At 70.7% G+C, this 13,293-nt stretch carries 12 protein-coding genes; 7 read left to right on the top strand and 5 right to left on the bottom strand.

Annotated features, from left to right (window positions below; translation table 11 throughout):
- Positions 1–88 precede the first annotated feature (88 nt).
- From IPJ78_05195 to IPJ78_05175, 5 genes are all read left to right on the top strand, one after another.
- Positions 89–814 carry a hypothetical protein gene (locus IPJ78_05195; protein MBK7905945.1) on the top strand — a complete coding sequence of 242 codons (726 nt, stop codon included), beginning with the start codon at positions 89–91 and terminating at the stop codon, positions 812–814.
- Between the two features lie 173 nt (positions 815–987).
- Positions 988–1,191, top strand: coding sequence for a hypothetical protein (locus IPJ78_05190; protein ID MBK7905944.1), 204 nt, complete (start codon positions 988–990; stop codon positions 1,189–1,191).
- A 133-nt stretch (positions 1,192–1,324) separates the two neighbouring features.
- The gene (locus IPJ78_05185; GenBank protein MBK7905943.1) at positions 1,325–3,637 is read left to right on the top strand and encodes a VWA domain-containing protein; all 2,313 of its coding nucleotides are present in this window, start codon (positions 1,325–1,327) and stop codon (positions 3,635–3,637) included.
- A gap of 4 nt (positions 3,638–3,641) precedes the next feature.
- Complete coding sequence (locus IPJ78_05180; GenBank protein ID MBK7905942.1) at positions 3,642–4,157, top strand: sigma-70 family RNA polymerase sigma factor; 516 nt, start codon at positions 3,642–3,644, stop codon at positions 4,155–4,157.
- Positions 4,144–5,310, top strand: a complete 1,167-nt coding sequence (locus IPJ78_05175; GenBank protein MBK7905941.1) for a zf-HC2 domain-containing protein — start codon at positions 4,144–4,146, stop codon at positions 5,308–5,310. Before IPJ78_05180 ends, IPJ78_05175 begins: the two co-directional genes overlap by 14 nt.
- A 47-nt stretch (positions 5,311–5,357) precedes the next feature.
- Here the strand turns inward: IPJ78_05175 and IPJ78_05170 are convergent, their stop codons facing one another.
- From IPJ78_05170 to IPJ78_05155, 4 genes are read right to left on the bottom strand one after another with little or no spacing between them, the layout of a single operon-like run.
- Positions 5,358–6,059 carry a site-2 protease family protein gene (locus tag IPJ78_05170; protein MBK7905940.1) on the bottom strand — a complete coding sequence of 234 codons (702 nt, stop codon included), beginning with the start codon at positions 6,057–6,059 and terminating at the stop codon, positions 5,358–5,360.
- Between the two features lie 3 nt (positions 6,060–6,062).
- Positions 6,063–6,932, bottom strand: a complete 870-nt coding sequence (locus IPJ78_05165; protein ID MBK7905939.1) for a ribonucleotide-diphosphate reductase subunit beta — start codon at positions 6,930–6,932, stop codon at positions 6,063–6,065.
- Positions 6,933–6,934: 2 nt separating this feature from the next.
- Positions 6,935–7,351 carry a Fis family transcriptional regulator gene (locus IPJ78_05160; GenBank protein ID MBK7905938.1) on the bottom strand — a complete coding sequence of 139 codons (417 nt, stop codon included), beginning with the start codon at positions 7,349–7,351 and terminating at the stop codon, positions 6,935–6,937.
- Positions 7,351–8,319 carry an SMP-30/gluconolactonase/LRE family protein gene (locus IPJ78_05155; GenBank protein ID MBK7905937.1) on the bottom strand — a complete coding sequence of 323 codons (969 nt, stop codon included), beginning with the start codon at positions 8,317–8,319 and terminating at the stop codon, positions 7,351–7,353. The genes IPJ78_05160 and IPJ78_05155 overlap by 1 nt, the downstream gene beginning before the upstream one ends.
- Before the next feature lie 155 nt (positions 8,320–8,474).
- Here IPJ78_05155 and IPJ78_05150 point away from each other — a divergent pair, with 155 nt between their 5' ends.
- Complete coding sequence (locus tag IPJ78_05150) at positions 8,475–11,696, top strand: glycosyl hydrolase (protein MBK7905936.1); 3,222 nt, start codon at positions 8,475–8,477, stop codon at positions 11,694–11,696.
- 102 nt (positions 11,697–11,798) lie between these two features.
- Entirely contained in the window at positions 11,799–12,257 is a 459-nt protein-coding gene (locus IPJ78_05145) for a GNAT family N-acetyltransferase (protein MBK7905935.1), read from the top strand.
- 74 nt (positions 12,258–12,331) lie between these two features.
- Here the strand turns inward: IPJ78_05145 and IPJ78_05140 are convergent, their stop codons facing one another.
- Entirely contained in the window at positions 12,332–13,240 is a 909-nt protein-coding gene (locus IPJ78_05140; GenBank protein MBK7905934.1) for an enoyl-[acyl-carrier-protein] reductase, read from the bottom strand.
- Positions 13,241–13,293: the final 53 nt, after the last annotated feature.

The following is a 13,293-nucleotide window of genomic DNA, read 5'->3' as shown; positions in this document are numbered from 1 at the left end:
GTGCGGCCGCCCCTTCGTGCCTCACTGTATGGAGATCGCCGTGGTCGGACGGGCGCTGCTCTGATGGCCGACGCGAAGTCGCTCACTGATGCTTGACCGACTCCGCTCGCATGTTCGCTCCGCCGCGGCGCTCGCCGTCTCGGAGCTCGTGGTGCGACGGAATCGTCCACTCGGAAGGGATAGTGTTGTCGGCATCCTGTTGTTCGACGCCAGCGATGCCTCCCCGGGAGTCGAGTTGACATTGGAGAGGACCCGCGAGGCGGTCGCGCTGCTCTCGACGCACAGTCCGGTGCACTCGCGCTGGTTGCAAATACATGTCAATCAGGTCGCGCTCGGCATCCTGCCATACTCACCGGCCCTGTTCGAAGCCTCGTCCCGGACCATCTTCCTCCGCGTTGATCTGGGTTCGCGATATGACGCCGCCGCGATCGCCTCGATGGTGGCGCACGAGATAGCGCATGCGCGCCTGTGGGCGTCGGGGGTGCGTGTGCACTCGCGCGGCCGGAATCTGCTTTCGCGCATGGAACGTCGGTGTGTCCGGGAACAGCTGACCGTCATCGAGCGAGTCGCACCGGAGCACCCATTCGTCGCGTGGTCGAGGGACCTGCTTCGGGAGGGGGCGGATGACGAGCTCACCGCAGTCGCCGAGCAAGCACGGACGAGGCCGGCTCGCGTCTACGACGCGATGCGGAGAAAGGGGGAATCACGTGCCGTGGCGAAGGCAGTCACTGTGATATCCGCGTGGCTTCGCCGCCGCGAAGGTGGGTCAGGTGTTTCCGGCGAAACAGAGCGACCTGACGAGCGTCGACGGTGATCACCGAAGATGAGCGGTCTCCGCGGGCAGCAGTTCGCACGGGAATCGCGGCCAGTCTCGCGCTCGCCCTGCTCATGGCGTTCGCTGGCTGGGACCACCCAGCGGTTCATCGATTCACCATTGCCGCCTCGCTCCTCGCGATCGTTACCGGGGGCGGAGCCGGCTGGATCTATGTGACGAGTCGGCGTGCATCCCGGAGTAGCCGACTCATCGGGCTGCTCGTCGGATTCGCCGTGATGGCGCTGGTCGCGGCGCCGGGCGCGACGATCGTGGCGATCTCAGAAGGGCGTTCGAGCGGACTCTGGATGTGGTACATGATGACCGTCCTCATGGGTCCCGCGTTCGCTCTCGTGAGACACGACGCCAACTGGAGCTGACCGGCTCATTGGTCCAACGACCGAGCAAGAGGCTCAAGTCCCGCCGAAGTGCCTGTGCCACAACAGCTTGACTCATGATGTGCAAGTTCTTGCGCCACCGGCGTCTCCTCCGTGAACCCGACCGGGAGACCCCGTGTACCGCACCATCATGCAGACCTTCGCCCCGCGTGCCCTCCTCGCCTTCCTGCTCGGCGCCGGCACCGCCGCCGCCCAGGATGTGCGCATCATCGACCCCGAATGCGGGCGCCCGCGCGTCTGCGTCGCCGCGCCGTGCGAGCAGCCGGCGCCCTGCCGCGTGGGCGGCGTCGAACGCACCGCGCGCGACGTCCGCGTCACGCTCGAGGGCCGCGTCCTCCGCTACGAGGTCACCGAACAGTGGAACAACCGCGGCCGCGCCATCGGCGAGGCCGACTACGTGCTCCCGCTCCCGCGCGGCGCGGCCTTCGAGGACCTCGCGCTCGAGATCGACGGCGAGATGGTCACCGGCGAAGCCCTCGGCGCCGGCGAGGCGCGCCGCATCTATGAGGAGATCGTCCGCAAGCAGCGCGATCCCGCCCTCGTCGAATGGATGGGGATGGGCGTGCTGCGCACACGGATCTTCCCCATCCAGCCGGGCGAGACGCGGACGGTGAAGGTGCGCTTCCGCGCCGTCGCCGAACGCGAGGGCGATGCACTGCGCATCGACGTCCCCGCGCCGCGCGGCCAGGGCACGGCGAGCGGCACCACGCTCCACTTCCGCTGGCCCGCCGGCGAGGGCTTCGGCGCCGCCTGGTCGCCCACGCACCGGATGGAGAGCGCGCGCGAGCTCGAGCGGCGCGTCGCGCGCGTCGACGACGCGTCGGGGACCATCACGCTGCTCCTGCCGGTGCGCGACAGCGACCGCGCGGCGATCTCGGTGCTCACCCACGCGCCGCAGGGCGAGGACGGCTATGCACTCATCACGCTCGCGCCGCCGGCCATCGTGCGCCGCAGCGCGGCGCGCGACATCACCTTCGTCATCGACGTCTCGGGCTCGATGAGCGGCACCAAGCTCGCGCAGGCCAAGGCGGCGGGGAAGCAGCTCCTCAACACGCTCGGCCGCGAGGACCGCTTCCGGTTGATCGCCTTCTCGAACGACGTGGACGAGTACCGTGACGGCTGGACCGTCGCGACCGCGAACGAGCGCGCCCGCGCCGAGTCGTGGCTGGAGGATCTGCGCGCGACGGGCGGCACGAACATCATGGGCGCGCTCGAGGAGGCGCTCGACCGCGAGGAGAGCGCCGGACGCCTCGCGTTGGTGCTCTTCATGACCGATGGCGCGCCCACGGTGGGCGAACGGCGCGGCGAGCGGATCGCGGCGCGGGCCGGCGAGTTGCGCGGCGCGCGGCGCGTGTTCACCTTCGGCCTCGGGGCCGACCTCAATGCGGCGCTGCTCGAACAGGTCGCGCTCGACGGCGCGGGGACCGCGCACTTCGTGCGCCCGGAGGAGGATGTGGAGCGCGTGGTGGGAGTGGTGGCGCAGCGCCTGACGCGGCCGGTGGCGACGAACCTCCGGGTCCGCGCCTCGGGCGTGCAGCTGCGCGCGCTGCAGCCCGCCGGTCGCCTTGACCTCTTCGCCGGCCAGGAGCTGACGGTGCTCGCGCGCTATCGGCAGAGCGCGATCCCGGTCGCGTACGGTCGCGATGGCGCGGCGCGCATCACCATCATCGGCGACACGCCGGACGGCCCGGTGACCTGGGAGGCGCGCGCGAACTTCCCGGCGCGTCGCACCGCCGATGCGTTCGTCGGCCGGCTTTGGGCGACGCAGCGCGTGGGCTGGCTGAGCGCCGAACGCCGCCGCAACGGCGCGTCGAGCGAACTCGATGGCGAGATGCGGCAGCTCGGCGAGCGGTGGGGCATCCCCACGGAGCTCACGTCGTACCTCGTGCTCGAGCCCGGGATGCAGGCGCAGCGGGTGGTGGGCGCCAATGCCCCGGCGTCGGTCTCGCCGTCGGTGGTGCCCTCGGTGCGGCCGATGCGGCGCGACGATGCGGCGCGCGGCGTGGCCGGTGGTGTCGCGAGCGGCGTGACGAGCAGCCCGGCGCCGAGCGCGGATGCGCGGGCCAGCACTCGCAACGAGTTCGAACTGGCGAAGGCGGCGGCGGAGATGCGCGATGCGCGGTCGATCGCGATGAGCGGCGAGGTGGACGCGAGCGGACGTCGCCGCACCACGTCGCGCACCTTCGCGCTCACGGACGGCGTGTGGATGGACGATCGCCCGAAGGCGGCCGATGGCCGCACCTTCACCATCAAGCCCTTCTCGCCGGCCTACTTCGCGGCGATGGAGCGGATCGCCGAGCTGCGCGAGCTCTTCGTCCTCGGCGAGCGAGTGGAGGTGCATGGACGCGCGGTGACCATCCGCCTCGCCGCCGATGGACTGGAGCAGCTCGACGAGCGGCAACTCACCGCCATCACCCGCGATTGGTGACGCCGTGGACCAGGCCGAACGTCTCTTCCGCGAGTATCACGCCACGCTCGTGCGCTATCTGACCCGACGGTTGGGCGATCGCGACTGGGCGGAGGAGGTGGCGCAGGAGACGTTCGTCCGGGCCCTGCGGCAGGACACGATCGTGAACGAGCGGAGCTGGGTGTTCGCGGTGGCGCACAACCTGGTGCGCGACGGGGCGCGGCGCGATGCGCGCAACCGGCGGCATCTCGAACTGCTGGCCGCCGAGTCGCGCGAGGCGCAGGTGGAGAGCGTGGACCTCACGCTCGAACGGGCGCAGGATGCGTCGATGGCGCGGAAGGCGCTCGAGCAGCTCGGCGAGCGCGACCGGCAGGCGCTGCTGCTCAAGGAAGAGGGACTCGACTACGGCGAGATCGCCGAGATCCTGCAGATCGAGAAGAGTTCGGTGGGCACGACACTATCGCGGGCGCGGAAGCGGCTCGCCGAGTCATATGAGGCGCTCGTGGACGAGCGCCGGGGAGGTTCGCATGTCGCGTCCTGACGAAGGGCTCCTTCACGCCTGGCTCGATGGCGAGCTGGAGGCGGAGGAGGCCGCGCGGGTCGAGCGGTTGGTGGCGGAGGACGCCGAGTGGTCGGCGGCGGCCGCGGAGGCGCGTGGGCTGATCGCGGCGAGTTCGCGGATCCTCGGGAAGCTCGACGTCGTGGCGGGGGACGTGATCCCGCGCGGCGGGAGTGCGGCGCCGGCAATGCGCGACGCGCGCGTGCCGGCGACGCAGGCCGCGCCGCGCACCTCGGCGCGCCGCGGCGTGCCGGGATGGTTGCGCGTGGCGGCGGGTGTGGTGCTCGTAGCGGGGATCGGATACGTAGTGCGGGACGAGGCGGGCAGTGAAGCTGATGCGGTCGTGATGGAGAGCGGCACGCAGCAGGAGGCCGTGGCGACGTCCGTCGCAGCGTCGGCTCCCGACGCCGCGCCGACCGAAGCACTGCGGAACGAACCCGCGCCGCCCGCCGCCCCGGCGACCGCGGCGGCATCGGCGGTGCCAGCGCGTCAGGAGTCGGAGCGGCGCGAGGCAGATACACGCACGATGGATCGGCTCGCGCTCGAGAAGCGCGCGTCGGAACCCGATCGCACGGAAGCATCGGCGGATGTCGCGCCGGTCGCCGCGTCGGCCACTGCGAAGGTCGCCGCACAGTCCTCGGCACAGGCCGTGGCGTCGCCCGCCGGTCCGCCGGCGACCGTTCCGGCTCCTGCGCCCGCGCCAGCATCGCTCGCCGCCACGGCCAGCGCGAACGCGGCGAACGAGATCAGCGCGCGCACACGTGGCGTGGCCGGCGGCGTCGCGACCGGTGCGACGCGCCTCGACGACGTCCGCGTGGCCGGAGGCACCGCGCGACCGCTGCTGCGCGACGCGGCGCCCGCGCGTGCGCCGGAAGCCGCGGCACTGCTCGGCGAGTCGGCCCCCGCCGCGCGCCTCGTCGGCTGCTGGCGCGTGACGTCCACGCTCGCGATGGATCCGGTGCAGACCGATCCGCGCATCGTGCGCACGAACGGCGACACGCTCTGGCTCGCGCTCACGCCGAACGGCGTGCAGGCCGAAGTGGTGCGATCCGACGACCTGCTCCGCGGCCTCGCGCGCACCACCGCCGGGGCGAGCGCGCCGATCACGGCGCGCCTCGAGCGCTGCACGCCCTGACGGTCACGCGGCGCGCGCGTGGTCCGCGCGCGCCGCCGGCCAGGCGTTCAGCTGTACGACGCGCCGTCGTACACGAGATTCACCGCCGCCAGGAACACGGGGTGCAGCACGAAGTCGAACAGCTTCCACGCGACGAAGATCCCGAGGAAGCCGATCGCCGGCGTGCTCCAGATGAAGTCCTGGTACTTCCGCGTCGTCGGCTTGTCCATCAAGAGCGTGATCGCCGCCGAGCCGTCGAGCGGCGGGAAGGGCAGCAGGTTGAAGGCCATCAGCAGGATGTTCTCCGAGAAGAGCACGCTGAGGAGCCGCCCGACCGCGGGCCAGATGCCGCCCGCATCGCTGCCGGCGAGGTCGCCGAAGTGCACCGATTCCGGCGCGTAGAAGACGCCGGCCATCTGCCCCACCCGCAGCGACAGCCCCGCGACGACGGCGAGGAAGAGGTTCGCGCCGGGACCGGCGAGCGCCATCCACGCCGCGCGCCGCGGATGCGTGCGCGCCCAGTTCACGTTGTACGGCGCGCTCGCATAGCCCATCGGCCAGCCGGTCATGAGCGCGGTCGCGAGCGGCAGCACGAGCATCCCGATCGGCTCGCGCTTGATGTGCGGCGTGGGATCGAGCGAGACCTGTCCACCATCGTACGCGGTGCGGTCGCCGCCCTTGAGCGCGGCCCACGCGTGCGCGGCCTCGTGCAGCGTCGTCGAGAAGAGGAAGACGACGAAGAACGTCAGCGCGAGCGAGACGTCATCCATCGGTCACTCCGCCTCGAACTCGGCGGGATCCAGCGTCTCTCCCTCCAGCCCCGCCGCCGCGGCGAAGCGCTGGTACTGCGCCAGCGCGTACTGGCCGAGCTTGTCGATGTCGACGAGCGGCTGCGGGTAGTCGAACTCGCCCACCGTCGCGAGCACGTTGGGGAGGTGGCGCTCGAAGGTCGCGGCGACGGTCGCGCGCAGCTCGGGACGATCGGTGGTGAGCTCGGCGATCACGCGCATGCCGAACGCGACGTGCCGTCCCTCGTCGCGCTTGATGAGCCGAAAGCCCTCCTGCAGCCCCGGGAGCCAGCCGCGGGTCGCGAGCGCGTCGTGCGCGCCGACGTACCCGGTGCGCGCGAGCATCGCCTCCACCACGCCCATGTAGTGCGTCACCGCCTCGGCGAAGGTCGCGACGAGCGCGGTCGGGTCCTCCTCGCGGCGGAGGCGCTCGGTGACCTCCTCGAGGTCGTCGAGCAGCACCGCCTGCGGCGCCGGCGTGATGAAGCCGCGCGTGATCGCCCCGTCCTCCCGGAACACCTCGCGGAAGTAGCGCGCGAAGAACTCGAAGTGCTTCGCCTCCTCGTACAGCTGCGTGGTGAGGAACATCTCCTTGTCCACGCCGAGCCCGGCGCGCGACACGGCGGAGCAGAAGGGCGCGAGCGTGCGCGTGACCGATTCCTCCCCCTCGTAGAACAGCGAGGTGAGACGGAGGATCTGCTCCGGGTACCGCTCGCCCTCGTGCTCGCGCTTGATGCGCGCCCACTGGGCCTTGTCCTGCGAGAGGTCCACCGCGGCCGGATCCCAGTGCAGCTGCTTCGCCTTGTGATAGAGCGCGAGGTACGGCCCGTCGCGCTGCGTCGCGGTGAGCGTCATGGTCAGGCCTCGTCGGGGAAGCGCGTGGGGACCGCGCGCGCGCAGGCGCAGAGCGCGGCGGCCGAGCGCGCGTGGAGCATGAGCGTGGTGAGCGATCCCTTCACGGCGATCCGCCCGCGGGTCACGCCGGCGAGCGGGTCGAGCGCACCGAGCATCACCTGCTTCCAGGTGGCGTAGGGTGCGCGCAGCACGAACGGCGCGGTGACCGCCTCGAGCGGCCGGATCTCGGCGCCGTGGCACCGGCCGTGGTCGAGCGCGAGCTCCACCGCGACCGGCTCGGCGTATCCCAGTTCGGGCGCCGCGTCGAGGACGAGGGCGACCGGCCAGGTCCACTTGGTCGCCGTCTCGCGGTAGGCCGCGTCCGCCTCGATCGCGTCGCGGAACGCGGCCGCCCACTCCGGCGAGAAGGGGCGGTGCATCAGCCCTCGAGGGGCCAGAACTCGACGCGGTTCGTCGTGAAGAGCGGGACGGCGATGAGCTTCCGCGCCGGGTCGTATCCGATGTCGGCCGGCGAGTCGAGCCCCTTGCGGAGGGTCTTGCTCGCGCCGCCTTCGAAGACGTTGAGCGAGGAGTCGGCCCAGCTGGAGTAGATCGCGCGGTTGCCTTCGAGGACGATGAGGCCGTCGGCGCCGCCCACGCCTTGGCCGAGCACCGTCGCCTCCTTCGCGCCCACCACCCACTCGTAGACGTCCGGCGTCGCGAAGCCGACGATCATCCACGAGTTGCGCGACGCGTTCCACGCGATGCCGTTGGCGCCGGTCGCCTTGGGCAGCACCACCGCCTCGCTCGCGGCGAGGTTGCGGATGACGAAGACGCGGCTCTTCCCGGGGTGCGTCACCGACCCGTCGGCACCGAAGGCGATGCCCGAGTCGGTGATGTAGATGCCGCCGTCGTTGCCGAGGGCGACGTCGTTCAGGAAGGTGGCGCGCATGGACGAGAGATCGACGCTCGCGACCTGCTTGCCGGTGGTCACGTCGAAGGCGCGCACCGCGTCGATGTCGGCGACCCAGAGGGTGTCGCCCTGGAGTGCCATGCCCTTGGGGGCGTGCAGCGTGATGTCATCGTCGGCGCCGTTGATGAACGGCACGGTATCCATCGTCTCGCCGTTGGCGCCGAGCCGGATGATGAAGCCGTTGTCGTCCTTCTGCGGCGGGTTGCCGTTGATGTTGGAGACGTACCAGACGTTGCGCGTGGCATCCCAGAGCACCGACTCGGGGGTGGAGAGCCCGGTGCTCGCCACGTGGAGCGGCGTGTTGGGGTCGCGCACCGCCGGCGCTTCGGCCGGCGGGGCCTCCTCGGCCTTGGCGCAGGCACCGAGGCCGACGAGGAGCGTGAGGGCGAACGCGGCGACGGCACCGCGCGTAGCGGAGCGGAAGGGAGCAGGCATGCGGAATCCTCAGTGATCGGGTCGGGGGAGAATGTAGCGCCTGATCCTCCCACCTTCATCCTTCAGCTTTCATCCCGTCGCAAGCACCTGCATCTTCAGAGCGCGCGTCCAGCCGTCCAGGCGCGGCTCCCCCACCCCCGTTCGGAGGTAGTCCGGTGTCCGTCCGCTCGTCCTTCCGTCGTGCCGCGCTCATCGCCGCGACGATCCTGCTGCCCGCCGCGCTCCAGGCGCAGACGGTGCAGCCGACCGCCTTCAACGGCCTCCGCTGGCGCGAGGTCGGCCCCGCGCGCGGCGGACGCTCCGTCGCCGTGGCCGGGTCGACCAGCCGCCCCCTCGAGTACTGGATGGGCACCACCGGCGGCGGCGTCTGGAAGACGACCGACGGCGGCGTGAACTGGCAGCCGGTCACCGACCGCTATTTCGGCGGGACGATCGGCGCGATCGGCGTGGCCGAGTCGAACCCGGACATCGTGTATGTGGGCGGCGGCGAGACCGACATCCGCGGCAACACCTCGCATGGAGACGGGCTCTGGAAGACGACCGATGCCGGGCGCACCTGGACCCTCATGGGGCTCAAGGAGACGCGGCACATCTCGCGCGTCCGCGTGCACCCGACCAACCCCGACATCGTCTACGTCGGCGCGCTCGGCCACGCCTTCGGCAACAACCCGGAGCGCGGCGTCTTCAAGACGGTCGATGGCGGCAAGAGCTGGAACAAGATCCTCTTCCGCAACGATTCGACCGGCGTATGGGACCTGATCATGGACCCCACCGATCCCAACACGCTGTACGCGACCTTCTGGCATGCGTACCGGCGGCCGTGGATGCTCAACTCGGGCGGCCCGGGCGGCGGCATCATGAAGTCCACCGACGGTGGCGCGACCTGGCGCGAGCTCACGGCGAACCCCGGCCTGCCGAAGGGCGTGCTGGGGAAGATCGGGCTCGCGGTCTCGCCGGCGAATCCGCGCCGCGTGTGGGCGCAGATCGAGGCGGACTCGGGCGGCACATACCGTTCCGATGATGGCGGCAACACCTGGCAGTTCCTCAACGGCGACCGCAACATGCGGCAGCGCGCCTGGTACTACTCGCGGCTCGTCGCCGACCCGAAGGACACGAACATCGTGTACGGGCTGAACGTCTCGTTCTTCCGCTCGACCGACGGCGGCAAGACCTGGCGGCAGAACATCAACGTCCCGCACGGCGACAACCACGACCTGTGGGTCGCGCCGAACGATCCGCTCCGCATGGTGCAGGCGAACGACGGCGGCGCGAACGTCTCGACCAACGGCGGCGTGACCTGGAGCGAGCAGGACTTCGCGACCGCGCAGTTCTACCACGTCTCCACGACGAACCACTTCCCGTACAAGGTCTGCGGCGCGCAGCAGGACAACTCGACGCTCTGCGGTCCGAGCCGTCAGCAGGGGACGATCTCGATCGGCGACTGGGACGACGCCGGCGGCGGCGAGTCGGGCTACGTCACGGCCGACCCGCGCGACCCCGACGTCATCTACGCCGGCAGCTACTCGGGCTACCTCACGCGCAAGGACATGCGCACGGGCCTCGAGCGCAACATCAATGCCTGGCCCGACAACCCGATGGGATGGTCGTCGGAGGACATCAAGGTGAAGTTCCAGTGGACCTTCCCGATCGTGATCTCGATGCACGATCCCAAGGTCCTCTACGCCGGCGGCTCGACGCTCTTCCGCTCGACGAACGAGGGCCAGAGCTTCCTGCCCATCTCGCCGCCGCTCGCGCGCAACGACCCGCGCACGCTCGGCCCCTCGGGCGGCCCGATCACGCGCGACCAGACGGGCGTGGAGACGTACGGCGTGGTGTTCACGCTCGCCGAGTCGTTCCAGTCGGCGGACGTGCTCTGGGTGGGCAGCGATGACGGCTATGTGCAGGTCACGCGCGATGGCGGCAAGACCTGGAAGAACGTGACGCCGCCGGGGATCGGCGACTTCACGCGCATCTCGATCATCGAGGCGTCGCACTACGCGAACGGCACGGCGTACGTCGCGGCCAATCGGTTCCAGCTCGACGACTTCCAGCCGCTGCTCTACAAGACGACGGACTACGGCGCGACCTGGACGAAGATCGTGAACGGGATCCCGGCGGACCAGTTCACGCGCGTGATCCGCGAGGATCCGGTGCGCCGCGGGATGCTCTACGCCGGCACCGAGCGCGGCGTGTACGTGAGCTTCGACGACGGCGCCAACTGGCAGCCGCTGCAGCGCAACCTGCCGCCGGTGCCGGTGCACGACCTCGCCATCAAGGAAGGCGACCTCATCGCCGGCACGCACGGTCGGTCGTTCTGGATCATGGACGACCTCTCGGCGTTGCGGCAGATGACGGCCGAGTCGCTCGCGAAGCCGGCGCACCTGTTCCAGCCGCGCGATGCGTACCGCATCGAGTGGGGTGGCGGGTTCGGGGGCGGACGCGGCGGCGCCGGCGCAGGCGCGTCGAATCCGGGGCAGAACCCGACGAGCGGCGCGGTGGTCTACTACCACCTCGCGAGCGCGAACCAGAAGGTGAAGCTCGAGTTCCTCGCGCCGAACGGCTCGGTGATCAAGACGTACGAGTCGGCGGACTCGGCGCAGCTCGCGGCGGAGCGGGCGGCGGCGGCGAACGCGCCGGGCGGCGGACGGTTCGGTGGGGGCGCGGCGCAGCGGCCGGCCAACGCGGCGGGGCTCAACCAGTTCACGTGGGACATGCGCTATCCCGACGCGAGCTCGTTCCGCGGGATGATCATGTGGGCCGGCAGCGTGCGCGGCCCGATGGCGCCCGCCGGGGAGTACTCGGTGCGGATGACGGTCGGTGATGCGGCGCCGCAGGTGGCGACGTTCAAGCTGGTGAATGACCCGCGCACGACGGCGACGGCGGCGGATCTGCAGGCGCAGTTCGACTTCCTGATCCAGGTGCGTGACCGCACGACGGCGGCGAATGATGCGGTGAAGACGATCCGCAACGTGCGGCTGCAGCTGCAGGAGCGGGTGGCGGCGGCGCCGCGGCTGCGGCGCTCGGCGGCGGCGATCGACTCGGCGATGGCGCGCGTGGAGCGGGAGATCTATCAGGTGAAGAACCAGTCGGGGCAGGACCCGCTCAACTATCCGGTGAGGCTGAACAACCGGATCGCGGCGCTGGCCGGCGTTGCGGGGTCGGGGCCGTACCGGCCGACGGATCAGGCGCAGGCGGTGTTCACCGAGCTCTCGGCGGCGCTGGATGCGGAGCTGACCAAGCTGCAGAAGGTGCTGACGGAGGATCTGGCGAAGTTCAATGCCGAGGCGAAGCGGGCGGGGCAGCCGCCCGTCGTGCCGAAGGCGGAAGAAGCGCCGGCGCGGCCGGTGGTCACCATGGATGACCTGCTGAACTTCTGATACGGGGGGAACCCCGATGCGCGATGTACAGGCGGTACGGGGTACGGGACTGAGGCCGGATGCGGAGACCTTCCGCATCCGGCCGTTTCCTGTAGCGCTCTGATGCGGGATGCGGAGGGGGTCCTCGCGCTCAACAATGCCGCGGTGCCGAATGTGAATCGGCTGGAGATGCGGGAGTTGGAGCGGATCGTGGGGCTCGCGGCGTACGTCCGCGTGCTACGGGATGCGGAGGGGGTCACGGGGTTCGTGATCTGCCTTCCGTCCGGGGGGGACTACTGGAGCGAGAACTACCGGTGGTTCGGGGCGCGATACGGGGAGTTCCTCTACCTCGATCGCGTGGTGGTGGCGGAGCGGGTGCGGGGGCAGGGAGTGGGGGCGGCGCTCTACGCCGAGATGCACGCGTTCGCGGCGACGCGGTGGCCGCGGGTGGCGCTCGAGGTGAATCTCGCGCCGCCCAATCCCGGGTCGGTGCGGTTCCATGAGCGGCTGGGGTACGAGCGGGTGGGGGTGCGGGAGTACGGGGAGAATGCGGTGGCGATGTATGTGCGGGACGTCGGATGACATCACCCGCCACTAGGGCATGAAGTGGAGAAGGGCCGGCCGCACGGCCGGCCCTCCTTCACCCTTCATCGCCATCAGAACGCCGGCACCGTAGCCCCATCCACCGCCATCCCCATCGCGTGGTAGCCCTTGTCCACGTACACCGTCGCCCCGGTGATCCCCGACGCGAGCGGTGAGCAGAGGAAGGCCGTCGTCGCGCCGACCTCCGCGGCCTCCAGCTCCTGCGGCAGCGCGCTGTTCTTCTCGCAGTAGCGCACCATGCTGCCGATGATGCCGATCGCGCTGGCGGCGCGGCTCGCGTACGGGCCGGCGCTGATCGTGTTCACGCGCGCGCCCCACTTGCGGCCCGCCTCGTACGCGAGGACGCGCGTGTCGCTCTCGAGCGCGGCCTTGGCCGAACTCATGCCGCCGCCGTAGCCCGGGATGGCGCGCTCGCTCGCCATGTAGGTGAGCGAGGCCACCGACGCGTTCGGGCGGAAGAGCGGCCCGAGATGCTGCACGAGCGAGATGAGCGAATAGGCGCTCGCGCTCACCGCCGCGAGGTAGCCGCCGCGCGAGACCTCGAGGAGCGGCTTCTTCACCTCGGGGCCGTTGGCGAGCGAGTGCACGAGGATGTCGAGCGATCCCTCCCCGAAGTCGGCGCGCATGCGCGCGGCGAGCCCGGCGATGGTGAAGTCGCCGAGTTCCTTGTAGCGCTTGTTGTCGCGGATCTCCGCGGGCGCGTCCTCGAGGCGGTCGAAGACGGCGTCGAGCGGATAGATGCGCTCGAAGTTCAGGAGCGAGCCGTCGGAGAGCTTGCGCGAGTCGTCGATCTTCCCGCGCTCGAGGAGGTTCAGGAAGATGTTGAGGGCGGGGGGCCAGGTGGCGACGCAGACGGTCGCGCCGGCCTCGATGAGATGCTTGGCGATGGACCAGCCGAAACCGTTGTCGTCGGCCACGCCGGCGACGAGCGCGCGCTTGCCGCGGAGATCGATGGGGAGCATGTCGGTGATATGCCCTGTCGGGGGGCGAGAAGCAAGGTTGGCGGATGCCGCGC

The organism is Gemmatimonadota bacterium (genome assembly GCA_016714015.1).
Classification (GTDB): Bacteria; Gemmatimonadota; Gemmatimonadetes; order Gemmatimonadales; family Gemmatimonadaceae; genus Pseudogemmatithrix.
The sequence above is the reverse complement of the archived record's forward strand: the minus strand, read 5'-3'. Positions and strand labels throughout refer to the sequence as shown.

Excerpts from the sequence above, each read along its gene's own strand:
- IPJ78_05170 (MBK7905940.1), bottom strand. The coding sequence starts at position 6,059 with ATGGATGACGTCTCGCTCGCGCTGACGTTCTTCGTCGTCTTCCTCTTC.
- IPJ78_05145 (MBK7905935.1), top strand. The coding sequence starts at position 11,799 with ATGCGGGATGCGGAGGGGGTCCTCGCGCTCAACAATGCCGCGGTGCCG.
- IPJ78_05165 (MBK7905939.1), bottom strand. The coding sequence starts at position 6,932 with ATGACGCTCACCGCGACGCAGCGCGACGGGCCGTACCTCGCGCTCTAT.
- IPJ78_05160 (MBK7905938.1), bottom strand. The coding sequence starts at position 7,351 with ATGCACCGCCCCTTCTCGCCGGAGTGGGCGGCCGCGTTCCGCGACGCG.
- IPJ78_05195 (MBK7905945.1), top strand. The coding sequence starts at position 89 with ATGCTTGACCGACTCCGCTCGCATGTTCGCTCCGCCGCGGCGCTCGCC.
- IPJ78_05175 (MBK7905941.1), top strand. The coding sequence starts at position 4,144 with ATGTCGCGTCCTGACGAAGGGCTCCTTCACGCCTGGCTCGATGGCGAG.
- IPJ78_05140 (MBK7905934.1), bottom strand. The coding sequence starts at position 13,240 with ATGCTCCCCATCGATCTCCGCGGCAAGCGCGCGCTCGTCGCCGGCGTG.
- IPJ78_05155 (MBK7905937.1), bottom strand. The coding sequence starts at position 8,319 with ATGCCTGCTCCCTTCCGCTCCGCTACGCGCGGTGCCGTCGCCGCGTTC.